This is a genomic window from Vibrio brasiliensis LMG 20546 (assembly GCF_000189255.1).
Classification (GTDB): Bacteria; Pseudomonadota; Gammaproteobacteria; order Enterobacterales; family Vibrionaceae; genus Vibrio; species Vibrio brasiliensis.
Genome location: NZ_AEVS01000008.1, coordinates 41315 through 58241, shown reverse-complemented (window position 1 = coordinate 58241; position 16927 = coordinate 41315). Strand labels below are relative to the sequence as shown.

18 protein-coding genes are annotated in these 16927 nt (G+C 46.1%); 9 read left to right on the top strand and 9 right to left on the bottom strand.

Annotated elements, in window-relative coordinates:
• Positions 1-117 precede the first annotated feature (117 nt).
• Positions 118-996 (top strand): aspartoacylase, encoded by an 879-nt coding sequence (locus RH46_RS01270; protein ID WP_006877576.1) that lies wholly within the window; start codon positions 118-120, stop codon positions 994-996.
• 77 nt (positions 997-1073) lie between these two features.
• Here RH46_RS01270 and RH46_RS01265 read toward each other — a convergent pair whose 3' ends face one another.
• From RH46_RS01265 to RH46_RS01240, 6 genes are all read right to left on the bottom strand, one after another.
• Positions 1074-2072, bottom strand: a complete 999-nt coding sequence (locus RH46_RS01265; protein WP_006877575.1) for a CobW family GTP-binding protein — start codon at positions 2070-2072, stop codon at positions 1074-1076.
• 47 nt (positions 2073-2119) lie between these two features.
• A complete protein-coding gene (locus RH46_RS01260) occupies positions 2120-3454 on the bottom strand; it encodes a dihydroorotase (protein WP_006877574.1) in 1335 nt (444 codons plus the stop codon).
• An 87-nt stretch (positions 3455-3541) separates the two neighbouring features.
• On the bottom strand, positions 3542-4000 hold the full coding sequence (locus RH46_RS01255) for a Fur family transcriptional regulator (protein ID WP_006877573.1): 459 nt from the start codon (positions 3998-4000) through the stop codon (positions 3542-3544).
• 5 nt (positions 4001-4005) lie between these two features.
• Positions 4006-4674: a DUF1826 domain-containing protein gene (locus tag RH46_RS01250; protein ID WP_006877572.1), complete on the bottom strand. Its 669-nt coding sequence runs from the start codon at positions 4672-4674 to the stop codon at positions 4006-4008.
• A gap of 23 nt (positions 4675-4697) precedes the next feature.
• Positions 4698-5522, bottom strand: a complete 825-nt coding sequence (locus RH46_RS01245) for a metal ABC transporter permease (RefSeq protein ID WP_006877571.1) — start codon at positions 5520-5522, stop codon at positions 4698-4700.
• Complete coding sequence (locus RH46_RS01240; RefSeq protein WP_006877570.1) at positions 5512-6243, bottom strand: ATP-binding cassette domain-containing protein; 732 nt, start codon at positions 6241-6243, stop codon at positions 5512-5514. The genes RH46_RS01245 and RH46_RS01240 overlap by 11 nt, the downstream gene beginning before the upstream one ends.
• 144 nt (positions 6244-6387) lie before the next feature.
• Between RH46_RS01240 and RH46_RS01235 the strand changes: the two genes are divergently transcribed.
• Positions 6388-7362 (top strand): zinc ABC transporter substrate-binding protein, encoded by a 975-nt coding sequence (locus tag RH46_RS01235; protein ID WP_006877569.1) that lies wholly within the window; start codon positions 6388-6390, stop codon positions 7360-7362.
• Between the two features lie 34 nt (positions 7363-7396).
• Here RH46_RS01235 and RH46_RS01230 read toward each other — a convergent pair whose 3' ends face one another.
• The 3 genes from RH46_RS01230 to RH46_RS01220 all read right to left on the bottom strand — a co-directional run bounded on the left by RH46_RS01230 (position 7397) and on the right by RH46_RS01220 (position 9432).
• On the bottom strand, positions 7397-7822 hold the full coding sequence (locus RH46_RS01230) for a hypothetical protein (RefSeq protein ID WP_006877568.1): 426 nt from the start codon (positions 7820-7822) through the stop codon (positions 7397-7399).
• Positions 7823-8008: 186 nt separating this feature from the next.
• Positions 8009-8416 carry a GFA family protein gene (locus RH46_RS01225; protein WP_006877567.1) on the bottom strand — a complete coding sequence of 136 codons (408 nt, stop codon included), beginning with the start codon at positions 8414-8416 and terminating at the stop codon, positions 8009-8011.
• Between the two features lie 107 nt (positions 8417-8523).
• Positions 8524-9432: a LysR family transcriptional regulator gene (locus RH46_RS01220; RefSeq protein ID WP_006877566.1), complete on the bottom strand. Its 909-nt coding sequence runs from the start codon at positions 9430-9432 to the stop codon at positions 8524-8526.
• Between the two features lie 160 nt (positions 9433-9592).
• On the opposite strand from RH46_RS01220, the gene cuyA reads away from it, so the two are divergent.
• The 7 genes from cuyA to RH46_RS01185 all read left to right on the top strand — a co-directional run bounded on the left by cuyA (position 9593) and on the right by RH46_RS01185 (position 16912).
• Positions 9593-10603, top strand: coding sequence for a D-cysteate sulfo-lyase (gene cuyA, locus RH46_RS01215; RefSeq protein WP_006877565.1), 1011 nt, complete (start codon positions 9593-9595; stop codon positions 10601-10603).
• 180 nt (positions 10604-10783) lie between these two features.
• Positions 10784-12109, top strand: coding sequence for a histidinol dehydrogenase (gene hisD, locus RH46_RS01210; RefSeq protein ID WP_006877564.1), 1326 nt, complete (start codon positions 10784-10786; stop codon positions 12107-12109).
• Positions 12110-13303 carry a DegT/DnrJ/EryC1/StrS family aminotransferase gene (locus RH46_RS01205; RefSeq protein ID WP_006877563.1) on the top strand — a complete coding sequence of 398 codons (1194 nt, stop codon included), beginning with the start codon at positions 12110-12112 and terminating at the stop codon, positions 13301-13303.
• Positions 13296-14006, top strand: coding sequence for a cysteate racemase (gene cuyB, locus RH46_RS01200; RefSeq protein WP_006877562.1), 711 nt, complete (start codon positions 13296-13298; stop codon positions 14004-14006). Before RH46_RS01205 ends, cuyB begins: the two co-directional genes overlap by 8 nt.
• Positions 14007-14018: 12 nt before the next feature.
• On the top strand, positions 14019-15005 hold the full coding sequence (locus RH46_RS01195; protein ID WP_006877561.1) for a TRAP transporter substrate-binding protein: 987 nt from the start codon (positions 14019-14021) through the stop codon (positions 15003-15005).
• A 54-nt stretch (positions 15006-15059) separates the two neighbouring features.
• Positions 15060-15575 (top strand): TRAP transporter small permease, encoded by a 516-nt coding sequence (locus RH46_RS01190; RefSeq protein WP_006877560.1) that lies wholly within the window; start codon positions 15060-15062, stop codon positions 15573-15575.
• On the top strand, positions 15572-16912 hold the full coding sequence (locus RH46_RS01185) for a TRAP transporter large permease (RefSeq protein ID WP_006877559.1): 1341 nt from the start codon (positions 15572-15574) through the stop codon (positions 16910-16912). The genes RH46_RS01190 and RH46_RS01185 overlap by 4 nt, the downstream gene beginning before the upstream one ends.
• The last annotated feature ends 15 nt before the right edge of the window (positions 16913-16927 follow it).

Below are 16927 nucleotides of genomic sequence, written 5' to 3'. Positions count from 1 at the left end.
CACTTTGAAGATATGTTATAACATAACAATTCATATCGCAAACCCAATAAATTCGGTGTTTCGATGACAGTGAGCTCTAAGCGCTCACTAAATTTAGTCACTAGGGAAATCATCAACGTGGACAAACTGAGTAACATCCTGATCGTTGCGGGAACGCACGGTAACGAACTGTCTGGAATTTATACGCATAAACTCATCGAAGAAGGACTCTTTATTGCCGACCGTTCAACCTTTTCCAGCACTTCTGTCATTGCAAATCCGACAGCAGTCAGACATCAATGTCGCTATATGGATAACGATTTAAACCGCCAGTTTGCAACGCGATCTGATGCGACAAGTTGCCCCTCTAATGAAGCGCTACTTGCCCGCCAATTCATTGATAAATATGCGAGCAACAATAATCAACTGATTGTGGATCTTCACAATACGACCAGCAATATGGGCGCAACACTGATTCTGCTTTCAGAGAATCCTTTCTACCGAAAAATGGGCGCTTACGTAAAACAACGAATGCCAGCAGCAAACATCCTCTTCGAGAGCCACAAGCCATGGAACGAACTCCCTTATTTATGCACCTGTGGGGAGTATGGAGTTATGATAGAGGTCGGAGCCCAGTCTCATGGCTCACTGCAATACGGTACTCTGGAATTGATGAAAGAAATGCTGACTGCTGTGCTGGACTTCGTTGAAAAACATAACCTCAATCAGTTGGGGGAACTGAGCAACTACACTGCGTACTACTATACGCAGGAAATCACGTATCCTCTTGATAGTTCTGGTATGCGTCAGGCTATGATTCACCCAACCGTTTGTGGTCGGGACTTTGAAGCCGTCAAACCTGGAGAACCTCTGCTAGCCACATTTTTTGGTTATGACGTTCACTGGCAAGGTGAGCAAGACGTTTACCCGCACTTTATTAATGAGAGTGCCTATAGCAAGGCAAACATCGCGATGGCGTTGGCTGAGAAACAGTTAGTCTCAGTCAACAAGCCTTGATATTGCTCCTTGCCGAACTCCACAAGCCCTCTAGTGAAATACCCGTTGAGGGCTTGTATTTGATCGTTTAACGCCACCTAACCAACACAACTTAACAGCTGTTGCTCAAAATCTGAATCCATCTGTTCAGAGATAAGCTCAATGCGACTTTCTGCGCATTCATCCAACTCTATTTCCATCAGGCCGTCTGAAGTGAGGTTATAACCAAATAGTCCATTATGGGTAATAAATACCGCTTTCATCCGTTCAACTTTGAGCTCTAGCAGCAGTGTGAGCAGCTTGTGGCGATCAAAAATTTTTTCAGCGGAGAATCGCCAACCAACACTCTGAAAACCTTCACCTTCATTGCTGGCTTTAAGCATACCGCTCTCAGGCATCGGCACCTCAGAGGCCAGAGGTTTACTCTGATGATGGTGGTGATGATGATTCGGCTGTTCATGAATACGGCTTAGACCTTCAAACTCTGCAAAAGGAATCACACCATGCTCTGCAAATAGAACCTTTGTTTCTGGCCTGCCCACCTCTGCGACATAAGCGGTTAATTTATCTGAGTCGCCCGGTTGATAAAGATCCGCTTTGTTGCCCACCACCGTATCCGCAATGGCGATTTGCTGGTTAAAGGTATCATGCTCGGTATAACGAGATTCAGAGATGCGGCGCGCATCAACCAGGGTGATGTTCTTTTGTAATGAGAGTACCTGACGGTAGTGCTCGCTCGATAATACTTGCAGCACTTCTTTGGGATGACCTAACCCCGTTGGCTCTATCAATAGGCGTTCAGGTCTGGCCTCGTTGAGTAGCTGGTTAAGAGCAATCTGCATCGGCAGGCCCGCTGCGCAGCACATACAACCACCCGGCACTTCACGAATGAATACTTGCTGCTCTTCACGTTGCTGGCCCTGAACCAAACTACCATCGACACCAATCTCACCAAACTCATTGACGAGAACCGCCCAGCGTTCATTATCTGGCTTGTTTGCCAACAGATTTAATATCGCGGATGTTTTCCCCACCCCCAGAAATCCGGTAATGATGTTAGTCGGGATGCCTGACATACGCTCTTGTGGTTTTTTCATTGTTGGTGCTCCAGATTATCTAATAAAATCAGCGACAAGCATGCTGACTAGCGCTCAAATGACAGACGCATAGCGGCTGAGGTGGTGTTAATTACCTCTTTTCCGTCATACATTAGTGCGCCATTCACCCAAGTGTTTTTGATACTGGCGGAAAACTTATGACCGGTAAAAGGCGACCAACCGCAGTGATAGAGATTATTATCCGGAGTGACTAATGTAGGTGTCGATGTGTCCACCAGCACCAAATCGGCGAAGTAACCTTCTCGGATAAATCCACGCTGCTGAATTCCATAACGAATCGCTGGGTTATGAGCAGTCTTTTCGACCACTTGAGTCATAGTCATCGCGCCTCGATTCACGTGATCAAACAGTGTCAGCAACGCATGTTGAACCAAAGGTAAGCCCGCCGGCGCCTGTTCATAGGGCACTTGCTTTTCTTGCCAGGTATGAGGGGCGTGATCTGTCGCGATGATATCTATCTGGCCCGTGTTTAATGCCTTGAGTAGCGCATCTCTGTCACTCTGGCTCTTGATAGCCGGATTGCATTTGATTTGGTTTCCCAGCGAGGCGTAGTCTTTGTTACTAAACCATAGGTGATGAACACAGGCTTCCGCCGTAATACGCTTATTTTCTATTGGTCCCGACTCAAACAGAGCAAGTTCTTTTTCGGTTGTAATGTGCAGAACATGCAACTGGCTGTTATGCTTTTTTGCCAGTTCAACCGCGTAGGAAGAAGAAGCGTAGCAAGATTCGTCATCGCGCAATACTGGGTGATCATCAATGGTTAATGACGACTTCTGTCGCAGCAGTTTATTGCTATTCTGGGCAATAACTGCCCCACTTTCACAGTGGGTAACAATAAGGACTGGTGAATCACGGAAGATATCATTCAAAGCTTTCGGGTCTTCAACCAATAAGTCTCCCGTTGACGCCCCCATGAAGACCTTCACGCCACAATGCTTTTTTGGGTCAAGCTGTTTGATTTGCGCTAGGTTGTCTTCCGTCGCCCCCAGATAAAACGAGTAGTTGGCTAGTGAGCTCTGTTGTGCAATCGCGAACTTGCGCTCCAGCGCTTCAATTGTCGTTGTCGCAGGAGCCACATTTGGCATCTCCATATAACTAGTGATACCACCAGCAACTGCAGCTCGCGACTCACTTGCGATTGTGCCTTTATGGGTTAACCCCGGCTCTCGAAAATGAACCTGGTCATCAATCATTCCCGGTAACAGATAACACCCTTGAGCATCAATGACATTGTCACCGGCTTTCGCTGGTATTTTGGTGGCTATGGTTTCAATGCACTGATTGACTATTCGCACATCCCTTTCGGTAATGGTTCCTTCGTTTACTACTCGGGCATTTATAATAAGCGTCGTTGACATCTTGTTTCTCGGTCTCCGTTCAGCTGAAACTAAATTGTTGGGGGATCACGGTGAAGGGCTCACAGTCCACTGGGCAAACTGGGTTAATTAAGACTTCTTAGCGCATTCATCACACACGCAGTCTATTTCAAGTTGTGGACGGACAACGGTGAACCCTTGTTGTTTGGCGTGAGACTGAAGTCCATTAATCATCTTAGGGTCGATAACCTGTTCGCTGATTTTGTTACATTTCGAGCAGATGAAAAACTGAGGAATTCCATGTTCGTGCTCGCACAGGATGTGTGAACAAACGATATATTTGTTGGACACTTTGAGTTTATGGGCGAAATGTTCATTCTCAAGAAAGTCGAGAATACGATACACAGACATCGCTTGAATATTCTGAGAGAAATGTGTGTTGCAATAGTCTACCAATTCATAGGCAGACAAAGCTTTGTTGGCATGGATAAGAGCGCGCAACACCAGCTTGCGTTTTGACGTCAGGTGTTTGCCACGCGCCTTACAGCTGTTCTCCACATGAGCAATAATGGTGCGAGAATCGTTCATAGGGATTACACCAGATCCAATGTCAATAACAGACGTCGCTCATCATTAAGCCGTTGTGGAGAACGGTGCACCAGCCCGGTTTCTTCGTTACCTTCCCAGCCACTGCCTTTAAGCAACGCAACATCACCGGGTTGCATCTGCTGAATGACGTCTCCATTTTTTATCAGTCCCGACACATGATCGGGTTGGCCAAGACTTCCAGCCCCTAGTTTCGTGCGGTCAACATCATCATTGTTCAGCCACTGTGTCGCAGTGCCAACATAGGTGGAAACTAAACGACAAGGAACATGGTCGACATGGAACTTAGGGCACATAGGTGTATCAAGTGCCGTCAGGCGCAGCCCCGCTTCTCGGACATCGAACAGGCAACAGAACATATCGACGATAAGTGCGATATCTTCGCCCAAAGCGTCGGCACAAGCATGCCCCTCAAGCTTACTTTTAATCCATTGTGCAGCATCATCAGGTGTGACGGTTTGCACTAACGCTAAGTGACTCTGCTCTTGTAACAACTGTTCAATATTCGTCGTTAGGTCCGCTGTCAGAGTTCGCTTCCACAGTGCCAGGTTATACTGCGGCTGATAAATCTCGGTTAGAATGCCCGGCGCAATATCAATTGGCTGCACCTTACTTATTTCAACTGGCACGGGTTCTATCACCGTATCTAGGCTCATACTTTTTCACTCCCTGTTAAAAGTCATTGTCGAATGGTTTGCTTTCCGGCCAACTGTAAGCTGTTCCTGAGCTTAAAAATCAAACTGGATACTACAAACAATGCGGTGGCGACGCACACCATAGTTGGCCCGGTCGGCGTATCGATTACATAAGAAACGTGCAGACCAGCAACACTGGCTGAGCTGCCTATCAAGGCGGCGAAAACTACCATGATTTCCGGAGTCCGGCTGAATGGGCGAGCAGTTGCTGCCGGAATGATCAGCATCGCGACAATCAGTAATACACCAACGACCTTAATCGCAACGGCCACGACCAGCGCCAATGCAATCGTCAGAATCAGTTGCTCTCGCTTAGGAGAAAAGCCGCTTGCGAGTGCTAAGTCTTTATTCATTGTCGAAAGTAGCAACCCCGACCAGCGTAAGCTGATAAGCCCAATGACCACTAAGGTGCCAACCCAGATCACCAGTAAATCCATCTTGCTGACCGCGAGAATGTCGCCAAATAAGTAAGCCATCAGATCAAGACGAACGCCTGAAAGGAACGAGACTGCGACAAGGCCAATCGCCAGAGCGGAATGTGCAATCACACCAAGCAAGGTATCCATGGCGTAGCCACGTCCGCTAAAGGTCGAGACTGTTATTGCCATAATCAAGGCAATAAACAGCACTCCCGGGAAAATCGGTAATGAAAAAGAGAGAGACAGAGCGACGCCTAACATTGATGCGTGCGCAGTGGCATCGCCGAAATAGGCCATTCTGCGCCAGACAATGAAACAACCAAGAGGGGCTGCAGCTAAGGTAACGCCCACGCCGGCTAACGCTGCTCTCCATATGAAATCATCCAGCATTTAAGGCTCCTTTATATAGCTTGCCAGTGGTGGTTTGATGTCTGTAGACGCCCAACACATCCCCCTCATCAAGACCAAACAAAGCTTTATATTCCGGCGATTCACTCACTTTCTCAGGTAGCCCTTCGCAACAGACATAACCATTTAGACAGATAACCCGGTCTGTTCGGCGCATGACAACATGCAGATCGTGACTGACCATAATTACCGCGCATCCAGTCTCTTTGCGGATCGCGTCAATTTGCTGATAGAAATCAATCATGCCGCGCTGATCCAGCCCCTGAGTCGCCTCATCCAACAGCAAGACTTCCGGCTCATCCAACAATGCCCGAGCCAGCAATACCCGTTGAAGCTGGCCACCAGATAAGGACATCAGCTGCTGTTTCTCCAGCCCAACGACTCCTGCACGCTTGAGTGCCATGGTAATTGCGTGTTTAGGGTGACGCAGCGGCAGGTTTAAAAATCGTAATACCGTCATCGGTAAGGTTTCATCAATATGTAAACGTTGAGGGACGTAGCCGAGTTTTAGATCTCTTGCCCGCTCTATGTAGCCACTAAACGGCGTAATCGCACCAATCAGGGTTTTCAATAATGTCGACTTTCCTGAGCCATTAGGACCAACGATAGTCACAACCTCACCCTGACTGAGCGACAAATTGACTCGATCCAAAATGAGGTGGTTGCCAAACTTCACAGACAACCCATGTGATGAAATCAACATCTCTCTTCTCTCTAACTGCACTTAAGTCGGACGCTGCGTCAAACAAAGTTAGTTGCATTACGCCGCAAACTTTAGATATGTTATAACATAACAAAACAAATGCCAAACTTGGTGTTTATCGATTAAAACGATTAAGGAAACAATATGCTTAAGAAAGCCATATCTGGCGCTGCTATCAGTCTGGCACTCGCCTCTCACAGTTATGCTCAGGCGCCAAAAGTTGCGGTTGATATCGCACCGTTACACTCTCTGGTCGCACAAGTCATGGATGGGGTTGCCGAACCAGAACTGTTGATTCGTCCTGAAGTATCACCACACGAATACCATCTTCGTCCATCAGACGCTAAAGCCCTTTCAGAAGCCGATGTGGTGTTTTGGATCGGTGAAGGTTTAACGCCCTGGTTGGAGAAACCACTTTCAAGCTTGGCCGGTTCAGCCAACAAGATTGAGATGATGGAAGTGAAAGGAACGACGCTTTATGATTTCCGAGAAGGAGCAACCTTCGAATCGCATCATCACCATGATGAGGAGCATGATGACGATCATCAAGATCACAAAGAGGAAGATCACCATGCTCACGAGCAACAGCATGGACATCATCAAGGTCATGACCCACATGTGTGGCTAGACCCTAAAAACGCGGAAGTGTGGGTTAATGTGATCGCCGAAACGCTCGCACAGACTGACAGTCAGAATGAGCAAGTGTACAAAGATAACGCGAGAGCAACGATTAGCCGATTGCATCAACTCTCAGACGATATTGAGCAGCAAGCGAAAGAATTAAACGGCATTAAGTTCATCGTATTTCATGACGCTTACCAATACTTTGAACAGAGATTCAGTCTATCAGCCTCAGGGGCGATTTCTGTTTCCGACGCATCTAAGCCAAGCCCAGCCAGAATTTCCGAGATTCGCGATACCGTAAAAGAGTTAGGCGTAACCTGCGTGTTCACCGAGCCTCAATATAACCCTCAAATGGTCAACAGTGTATTCAAAAACTCCACCATTAAGACTATCGGTACCATGGATCCGCTTGGTGCAAACATAGCCGTAGGTAAAGGACACTATAACGCAGTATTAAATGCAATGATCGCCAGTCTTAGTCAGTGTCAAAGATAATCAAATCATCGTTGGGGGCAAGAGCCCCCAACGATTAGTCAGTTTTTTCCGGTGCAACAGCGGCCTGGCGACCAACCTTGATTACCTTTTCGCCATTTTTATCGGCATAGCTTTGCGCTTCTACAGTACTAGAAAACCACAATACCGGATAACCCGCATCTCTCAACTCTGCGCTGTAGGGGCGCATTGAACCCTGCGGTCCTGATGCAATTTTGTGCTTAAAATCCGCCCAGCAATTCGACCCATTTTCCACAGCCAGCATTTGCAGTAGGTGCTTGCGTTGAATCATCTCGGTTTTACTCTTCAACTGTGGCAGAGAAATGTTAATCAATACTTTCGCTTCAAGTAGGCGACGTAATACTGGTAAAGAGTCTGAAAGTGATGCTGACTGAGCAGCGCGTTGTAACACTTTAGCTTCACGCAGCCAAAGTTGAAGATCAGGATTGTCTTGATGACGCATATCGTCCTCCTCGTATTCAACCGTCTCGCTCTAGGTTGTGGGATGATATGCAAGTGAAATGCTTGCGATGTCTATTTTGCTTAGGTTGGCACTAACGTTTTTGCGAGGCAGGCGTCCAACTAGCCTTTGATTAGGTTACTACCACCGCCCCGTCATATCAAGTTTGAAAATTATACCGAGTAGGATTTACCTATCGAAACCTTCAACTCGCTTTGCTGTCTCGCCAATTCTATGCCAGTCAGCCTGCTCTTCACAGAAAATCTGCGCGTCTAATGATTTGCTCGGCTCTTCATTCAAACTACCAGCGGGAACGATAAGGAAACGGCCGCTGGTTGTCAGATAAGGCAATCCAGAACCACAATCGGTGCAAAACACTTTGGCAAACGAACGAGTCGGGTGTTGATAACGTTTGGTCTTATCCTCCCCCTTTAACCACTCGATGTTATCCGGCGCGGTAAACAGATTTGAGGCATGAGCAGATCCCGTTAGTTTCCGGCATTGCTCACAGTGACAGAAGAAGAACTTAGCAAACTCATCTTTCAATTTAAAAGCCACGCTGCCGCAACAGCAACCACCGGTAATCTCTTTACTCATCGCTAACCTCCTTGTTTATTTAATGTTCAACATAGCATTGCTATACAAGTCAAACAACCTGACACCAATAGCGATTACCTATCAAAGAACAATGCGTCTGCGTTGAGTTATTCACCCAGAGGCTGATTCGAGTATATCTGCCACAATTGGGCCATTTCAGGTGACATCTCTTCGGTCGAGAATCGGTACAACTTTATCTTCGCCTTCACAGGTGAGATAGCATCAGAGAAAGGAGTGATTACCCCTTTATCTATCTCATCCTGAACAAACCCTTCAGGTAACCAGGCAACACCATGTCCTGAAAGAACCATAGATTTAAGGGAATGTGTCACCGCATTCTCGTAGACAACCTCGAACTGACAGCGACTCTGACGCAGAGAACCATGCTTTTCTAATACTTGAGCAAAGAAAGTGCTTGAAGGGTAATTTAACAAAGGGACTGTCTCTGCCTCGATATCTCTATACAGTGGCGCGCCATTCTCACACGTTGCCACCATAGGAACTAAGCGTTCATAACCGATTGTCACCGACTCTACTTCTGGGTTTGGAATATAAATCCTCGCCCCATTAAAAGACAAACCAATTAAAAAGTCAGAACGGTTGTCAATAAACGCCTGCACTGAGTCATGGAGATTGCTTGGATTGACATAAATCATCGCTGTTTTAAATGCATCTGAATTCTCATTGATCATTTTATTAACGACATATTCAGACAATGAATGCTGAGTATGGAATGTGATCTTTGTTTCGTTATTGTTAATTTGTTTTGCTGTTTCCAAGCGAGCGTAATCAATCTGTTGTTTCAATTCGTTGGCGTGTTTCAAAAAGCGAAAGCCAGCTTTAGTAAAGGTCGCTGGATAGGTATTACGATTCACTAAATCGACTCCAACCCACTCCTCTAATAACTTGATTCTTCTACCAAATGCAGGTTGAGTTATGTTTCTTGCCTTGGCGGCCTTCGCAAAACTTCCGTACTGAGAAAGGTACAAAAAGTCTTCAATCCATTTTAAATCCATCTAACTATTCCTGATCGAATTTTGTGACTTCCCTTTATGCCCGTAACCGGATGTTAACAACCCTATTAACAAAAAGCATTATCTTTCGAGTCACTTCAAACGCTAATTTAATTGCATGTTCTTTATGCCATTAACTAAAACACCAACAGGAGAATATGAGATGCATTTAGCACGCTATCCTCGTTTGAATTTTGCTCACTTAGATACACCTCTGGAACTAATGGAAAATCTAAGTAAGGCGCTAGGCGGTCCAAATATCTGGATCAAGAGAGACGACTGTACTGGCCTAGCCGGGGGCGGTAATAAAACTCGTAAACTTGAGTTCCTAATGGCAGATGCGGTTGAACAAGGCGCAGATACCATCATCACGCAAGGTGCCACTCAATCAAACCATGCCCGTCAAACTGCAGCCATCGCGACCAAGCTCAACATGGAATGCTACGTCCTACTGGAAGATCGTACTGGCAGCGATGACCCTGACTACAAGTTCAATGGTAACGTCATGCTCGATCAGTTGTTTAACGCTAAGTTATCTAAGTACGCTGGCGGTACTGACATGAATGCAGCAATGGAAGATGTTGCTGCCACCCTACGAGCTCAAGGCAAAAAACCATACATCGTTCCTGGCGGCGGTTCAAACCATATCGGCGCACTAGGTTACGTCAACTGCGCGCTGGAGATTCTTAAGCAATGCAATGACCTTAACCTCAAGGTAGATCATGTAGTGCATGCCACTGGCAGTGCGGGAACTCAAGCAGGTCTCGTCACAGGTTTTGCACTAACTAACAGCCTCATTCCGGTACTTGGGGTTGGTGTTCGTGTCGACAAACCTACTCAGGAAGGCAACGTGTTTAAGCTGGCTCAGCGAACTGCCGAACACCTTGGCGCCGCTGATGCCGTCAAACGCGAAGACGTTGTGGCCAACTGTGATTATGTGGGTGAAGGTTACGGAATCCCTGCCCCATCAACTATCGAAGCGATTAACCTATTTTCTCGCCATGAAGGCATCCTGCTTGACCCAGTCTACTCAGGGAAAGGCGCTGCGGGCTTAATTGACCTTATTCGCAAAGGACATTTTAAGGCGGGAGAGAATATCGTATTCGTTCATACGGGCGGTGCCCAAGCACTCTTTGGCTACAGAGACAGCTTCGATTTTGCCAATTACGAATAAGCACTGAAGGAGCTGACTTAAAGCAAAACGGTATTAAGAGTTGGTGTTTGGTGATCAGACATCCGCACTATTTTAGATGGATTTAACATCTGGGCGTCACACCAATCTTAATCCTATACGCTGCGGCGACATTAAATGGCCTGCGTTTACGTAACTCGATAACATTCTCAAGGAAGTAAAATGGAATTTTTAAAAAAAGCACTAAAAAAAGATGACGCCGTAGACAATGATTTGGAGACTCGAAACATTGTCGAAGGCATGTTGAAGAAGATCGAACTAGAAGGTGAAACGGCCGTCGCTGAATACGCAGAAAAATTCGACAACTGGACAGCTGGCTTTGTTCTTTCTAAGCAGAAGCTACAACTTCTCATCGACTCAGTACCACAAAGCGTTAAGGATGACATCGACTTCGCCCATAAACAGATTAAACGATTTGCACAAGCTCAGCGTGATAGTCTGACAGAGTTTTCTATCGAAACTGAACAAGGTGTAACCTTAGGTCAGAAGGTACTTCCAGTTCAAGCTGCCGGATGTTATGTGCCAGGAGGAAGATATGCTCACGCAGCCTCGGCGCTGATGAGTGTTGCTACAGCGAAGGCTGCTGGTGTACCAAATATCATCGCTTGCTCTCCGCCGCGCGGTGAAAGTATCAACCCAGCAGTAGCGTACGCAATGCATGTTGCCGGAGCAGACATCATTCTTGAGATGGGCGGAGTTCATGCTATCGCAACCATGGCTAATGGCCTGTTCGGTACTCCCAAAGTAGATATTATCGTCGGCCCTGGTAACGCATATGTTGCCGAAGCTAAACGAGCACTGTTTGGCCCTGTCGGCATAGATGTGTTTGCAGGTCCTACCGAATCAGCAATCATTGCAGACCAATACGCCGATCCTATGACTATTGCTGTCGATTTGGTTTCTCAGGCTGAGCATGGAATCAACTCACCAGTCTGGCTGTTTACCACTTGCCGTGAAATTGGCGAAGAAGTTGCTGCCATTATGCCTGCTGTTATTGCTGATATGCCGAACGCAGATGTATGTGAAGCTTCATGGCGTGACTATGGCGAGATCATTTACTGCGAAGACAAAGAGCAACTGGCCAGAATCAGTGACGAGTATGCCTGTGAGCACCTTCAGGTCATGACTGAAGATCTAGATTGGTGGAAAGATAACCTCAACAACTACGGATCTCTTTTCTTAGGTGAAGGTAGCACTGTCACCCATGGCGATAAATGCTCTGGAACCAACCATATTCTACCTACTAAGTGCGCCGCACGTTACAGCGGTGGCCTAAATGTCCAGAAATTTATGAAAGTGCTGACATACCAACAAATAAGTGATCAGGCAAACTTAGTGTTCAGTGCTGCTGGCTCTCGAATATCTCGAACTGAAGGTATGGAAGGTCACGCTCGCGCTTGCGATTGGAGACTTAGAAAGTACTTCCCTGAGATGGAGTGGGACTTCGAAGTTTATGACCAGAAGTCTTACAGCTCAGAGGATGCGTAAATGGAGAAGTTCACTAAGTCTTTCACTCAGCAAGCACCTATTCCAGATGAAGGGATAGCTTTGGCCATCGAGGTGATGCAATCAGGCCGATTGCATCGCTACAACGTCGAACAGGGCGAGAAAAGCACCACAGATCTCCTTGAGATCGCTTTTGCAAAGTATCTGGGGGTCGATAACTGTCTGGCATGTGCTTCATGTGGTTACGCACTTCATATAGCTTTACGTTGCGTTGGCGTGACTCAGGGAGACCTCGTACTGTGCAATGCCTTCACCCTCGCGCCTGTACCAGGGGCAATAAACAATGCTGGAGCAACACCAGTACTGGTTGATATCGACCAAAATCTCTGCATCGACCTTGATGATCTTGAATACAAGGCAAGCCAGAGCGGAGCTAAATTTTTACTGCTTTCCCATATGCGTGGTCATATCGCTGATATGGATAGAGTTATCGATATCTGTCATCGCCACGATTTGACCTTGATTGAAGATTGCGCGCATACCATGGGCGCAAAATGGAACGGAAAACTAAGTGGTAGCTTTGGAGATGTCGCCTGCTTTAGTACACAAACCTATAAGCACATGAATTCCGGAGAGGGTGGCCTCTTGGTTACTCCACATCACAAGATCATGGCTAAGGCAATCATCTACTCAGGATCCTACATGCTCTATGACCGTCATCATGCCGCTCCCGACAAGCAGGCTTTTGATGATGTCCGCCTTCTCACTCCTAACTACAGTGGACGGATGGACAACTTGAGAGCAGCAACCTTGCTACCGCAGCTCGCAAAGTTGGACGAAGACTGCAAAGCCTGGAATTTACGCCATGACATCGTCGCTGAAGTACTGGCAAGCTGCGATAAAATTCGCCTGACAGAGCGTTCGGATAAAGAACAATTCGTCGCCAGTTCTATTCAGTTTAGTGTCCCCTCCCTTGGGTATCACCAATTTGAGTCACTTATCGAACGTTGCGCGCATAGAGGTGTAGTAATTAAGTGGTTTGGCAGCCATGTTCCAGAAAGCTATACCAGCAAATACGATAGCTGGGCCTACCTTGGTGACAGCGTAACTCTAAGTAATGCCGACCAAGTGCTTGCAACACTGCTCGACATGCGCCTTCCCCTTACCTTTGACGAAGCAGATTGTAATCTAATCGCCAAAATTATTGTTGAAGAGGTAGAAGCCAGCTATGAGTGATCAACTAACACCAGGTGTGATTGGTGGGATGGGTCCAGAAGCAACAATTGACCTTATGTACCGCGTTTTCAATCAAACACCCGCTGATGATGACGGTGGTCATATTCGACTGCTGGTCGACAATAACCCGAAGGTGCCTTCAAGAATCAAGGCAATCATTGAAGGCACAGGTGAAAGCCCAGCTCCTTGCATGATTGAAATGGCGCAAGGCTTGGTGAAGCAGGGAGCGGACTTTCTCGTCATTCCTTGTAATACCGCGCACTACTACTATCAAGATGTCGCTGACTCGGTCGATGTTCCAGTCATCAATTTGCTCGACATCACCGCCCAACAGATACGCAGTCAAGGCTGCATTAGCGTCGGCGTGCTTGGTTCGACGGCGCTTCAAATAACCAATATATATGGCCCGGTTTTCGAAAGCCACAGGCTACGTCCGGTGTATCCGGATACGAATTATCAGGACCAACTGATGGGGCTAATCAAAGCGATTAAAGCACAGTCAGTTTCCGGTAATGACCTGAAAGCTCTCGATTCTTTGCTTAGACACATGGCGGAAAAACACGTCGATTGTTTAGCACTAGTCTGCACTGAGCTGTCAGTAATCAAAGACAAAATCAAATCTGATGTTCCTGTATTCGATGCAGTAGACATTCTATCGAAGGAAATTATCGAACGAGCAAAACTAATAAAACCTAATCAATAAAGGGATGAAACAATGAAAAAAACGATTCTTTTAAGTACAGCAATACTTTTATCGTTCTCAGCCAACGCTGCAAAATGGAATATTGCAATCGGCGATGGTGCTGGTTCAACACAAGAAGTAATCGCACAGAAATTTTCTGACATTCTTGCCAGCGAAACTGAAGGTAAGATCGAAACAGCACTATTCGTTAATGGTCAACTTGGCTCAGAGCAAGCGACTGTGAATGACGTTTCTATGGGCTTACTTGACATGTCAGTAGTCGGCAGTTCAAACCTTGCCGCGTTGTCACCAGCCATTGGTTTGTTTACTTATCCGTATATGTTCCACAACGTCGAAGATGCAAAAAAAGCGCTCGATAGTGAAGTCACAAAGAAGATCGAGCAGGACGTTCTTAAACAAGCCAATGTGCGCATTGTTTCGTGGACTTACTCTGGTTTCCGCCGCCTGACTAACTCCGACCATCCAGTAACTAAAATGGAAGATCTTAAAGGGCTATCTGTTCGCGTGCCTAAGAACAGGGTCATTCTCGACACCTACAAATCATTAGGTATTGGCGCCACCCCTATCGCCTGGAGTGAAACCTTCACAGCCTTGCAGCAAGGTGTGGTCGATGGTCAAGAAACTCCGTATGCAGCTATCCAGTCTATGAAGTTTGGTGAGATCCAAAAATACCTTACTGAGACCCACTACCTTTTCCAAATCGAACCCGTTTTAATGTCAGAAAGCTTATATCAAGCACAGTCAGATAAAGTTAAACAAGCGATTGATAAAGCAGGTGAAGAAGCAGAAGCCTATAGCTACCAGTATCTGATTGAAACAGAAGACCAGATCAAACAAAACCTTATCGACAAATACGGTATGAAGATAAGTAAGTTGGAAGATGAGCAAAAATGGATCGACAAACTTCAGCAGGAAGTATGGCCTAAGTACTTCGACGAAGTCGGTGGTAAAGAGCGTGTTAACGAATTATTGAAAGCACTAGGTCGCGAGACGTTATAACCGTCAATCCAGTCGATGGGGGCGCCGCCCCCATCTTATTTACAGGGAAGTGGTATGCTCAAACAATTAATCGATAACTTCGAAAACTACATTTGTCGGTTTTTACTTATCGCATTTACATCAATCTTATTTATCCAGATCATTGCTCGAGAGCTGTTCAGTCATTCCATTAGTTGGAGCGAAGAGTCTGCTGTCTATCTATTTGTTTGGTTTGTGTTCTTTGGCGCCAGCAGAGCGATACGAATCGAAGCACATAATAGAATTGATTTCCAATATAAGTACTTACCAGGCAAAGTCGTTGCTGTTTTTAAAGTTCTTGCTGAAGTCGCCTGGCTGGCATTCAACCTTTACTTCTTCTATCTCAGTTATGACTTTGTCTTCAACAAAATGAATCTATATTGGAAATCACAAACGATAGGCATATCGATGAAATTCATTTATCTGATTATGCCAATCGCCTTTCTGCTCATGACGCTGCGTCATATACAGGTCAATCTCAAAAAAATTTCAGGTCGTAATGCTATCGGCAATGCTGCTGTAGCGAGCAAACAAACTAAGGAGATGACATGATCCCGTTAAGCATTACCTTTGTTCTTTTCATAACCTTTTTCGCTCTGCTCATCATAGGTTCTCCAATAGCAGTTGCTCTGGGAAGTGCTTCGATTCTTTCCTATTTGCACTTAGATCAAAACCCAATAAAGCTGGTTCAGCTCGGTTTTAATGCCATTGGTTCTTTTCCTCTTATGGCAATTCCAGCATTTATCTTTGCTGGTGCAATAATGGAGGCCGCCGGAATATCCAAGCGCTTGGTTCATATCGCGGAGACACTTTCCGGTTCTTTCACTGGCGGCATAGGCGCATCAACGGTCATTGCTTGTATTTTCTTTGGTGCGATCTCAGGATCTGGCCCAGCAACCACTGCAGCCGTAGGTATGCTAATGGTTCCTGCCATGATCAAACATAACTATGGAAAAGATTATGCTGCTGCGATTACTGCGGCATCAGGCGGACTAGGCATCATCATTCCCCCTTCTATTCCAATGGTCATCTTTGGCATCTCCGCAATGGGCATCGCTGCACCTTTCGAAGCCATTGCCGAGTTTGGTCAGTTCCAATCTGTCTCTATTAGCAAAATGTTTGTAGCTGGTGTCATTCCTGGCCTAATCATGTCTCTTGGTATTCTGATTTATAATTATATCTACTGTAAAAAGAGCAACATTGAGCGTTCTAGCCATAAATGGTCTTTCGGTGAGTCATTTCAAGCCTGCTGTGAGGGGAAGTGGTCGTTAAGCGCACCGGTAGTGATCCTTGGTGGTATATACACAGGTCTATTTACACCGACTGAGTCTGCGATAGTCACGATTTTCTATGTGTTGTTTGTCGGCATATTCATTCACAAAGAACTGACATGGAAAGAGTTCACCAAATGCGTAGATTCGACTGCCTGGCTGTCTGGTCGTATTATGCTGATACTATTAACCGCAACGGCATTTGGTCGTTTGTTAGTTGAAAATCAGATCCCAGTGGTCATTGTTGAAGCGCTCACCACTCTAACGACTAACCCCTATATCATCTGGTTGCTGATTATCGGCATTCTGCTCTTTGTCGGTATGTTTATGGAAACATTGGCGGCAATAATGATCTTAACGCCGGTTTTATTGCCAGTAACTTACGCACTTGGTATCGACCCAGTACACTTTGGCGTCGTTATGATTTGTACCCTTTCGATTGGTTTCTCAACACCACCATTAGGTGAAAACCTGTTCGTTGCTTCAGCCATCGCAGAAACACCATTTGAAAGGATCACGGCTAAGGTGACACCGATAGTCTTTATAGCGGTTATCGCAGTGATCATCATTGCTTTCGTGCCACAAATATCACTATGGCTACCGAGTCTGTTTTACTGATAATCACCCGGTGAA

Excerpts from the sequence above, each read along its gene's own strand:
- RH46_RS01230 (WP_006877568.1), bottom strand. The coding sequence starts at position 7,822 with ATGCGTCATCAAGACAATCCTGATCTTCAACTTTGGCTGCGTGAAGCT.
- RH46_RS01185 (WP_006877559.1), top strand. The coding sequence starts at position 15,572 with ATGATCCCGTTAAGCATTACCTTTGTTCTTTTCATAACCTTTTTCGCT.
- hisD (WP_006877564.1), top strand. The coding sequence starts at position 10,784 with ATGGAATTTTTAAAAAAAGCACTAAAAAAAGATGACGCCGTAGACAAT.
- RH46_RS01225 (WP_006877567.1), bottom strand. The coding sequence starts at position 8,416 with ATGAGTAAAGAGATTACCGGTGGTTGCTGTTGCGGCAGCGTGGCTTTT.
- RH46_RS01250 (WP_006877572.1), bottom strand. The coding sequence starts at position 4,674 with ATGAGCCTAGATACGGTGATAGAACCCGTGCCAGTTGAAATAAGTAAG.
- RH46_RS01255 (WP_006877573.1), bottom strand. The coding sequence starts at position 4,000 with ATGAACGATTCTCGCACCATTATTGCTCATGTGGAGAACAGCTGTAAG.
- RH46_RS01260 (WP_006877574.1), bottom strand. The coding sequence starts at position 3,454 with ATGTCAACGACGCTTATTATAAATGCCCGAGTAGTAAACGAAGGAACC.
- RH46_RS01265 (WP_006877575.1), bottom strand. The coding sequence starts at position 2,072 with ATGAAAAAACCACAAGAGCGTATGTCAGGCATCCCGACTAACATCATT.
- RH46_RS01195 (WP_006877561.1), top strand. The coding sequence starts at position 14,019 with ATGAAAAAAACGATTCTTTTAAGTACAGCAATACTTTTATCGTTCTCA.
- RH46_RS01220 (WP_006877566.1), bottom strand. The coding sequence starts at position 9,432 with ATGGATTTAAAATGGATTGAAGACTTTTTGTACCTTTCTCAGTACGGA.
- RH46_RS01190 (WP_006877560.1), top strand. The coding sequence starts at position 15,060 with ATGCTCAAACAATTAATCGATAACTTCGAAAACTACATTTGTCGGTTT.
- RH46_RS01240 (WP_006877570.1), bottom strand. The coding sequence starts at position 6,243 with ATGTTGATTTCATCACATGGGTTGTCTGTGAAGTTTGGCAACCACCTC.
- RH46_RS01235 (WP_006877569.1), top strand. The coding sequence starts at position 6,388 with ATGCTTAAGAAAGCCATATCTGGCGCTGCTATCAGTCTGGCACTCGCC.
- RH46_RS01205 (WP_006877563.1), top strand. The coding sequence starts at position 12,110 with ATGGAGAAGTTCACTAAGTCTTTCACTCAGCAAGCACCTATTCCAGAT.
- cuyA (WP_006877565.1), top strand. The coding sequence starts at position 9,593 with ATGCATTTAGCACGCTATCCTCGTTTGAATTTTGCTCACTTAGATACA.
- RH46_RS01245 (WP_006877571.1), bottom strand. The coding sequence starts at position 5,522 with ATGCTGGATGATTTCATATGGAGAGCAGCGTTAGCCGGCGTGGGCGTT.
- cuyB (WP_006877562.1), top strand. The coding sequence starts at position 13,296 with ATGAGTGATCAACTAACACCAGGTGTGATTGGTGGGATGGGTCCAGAA.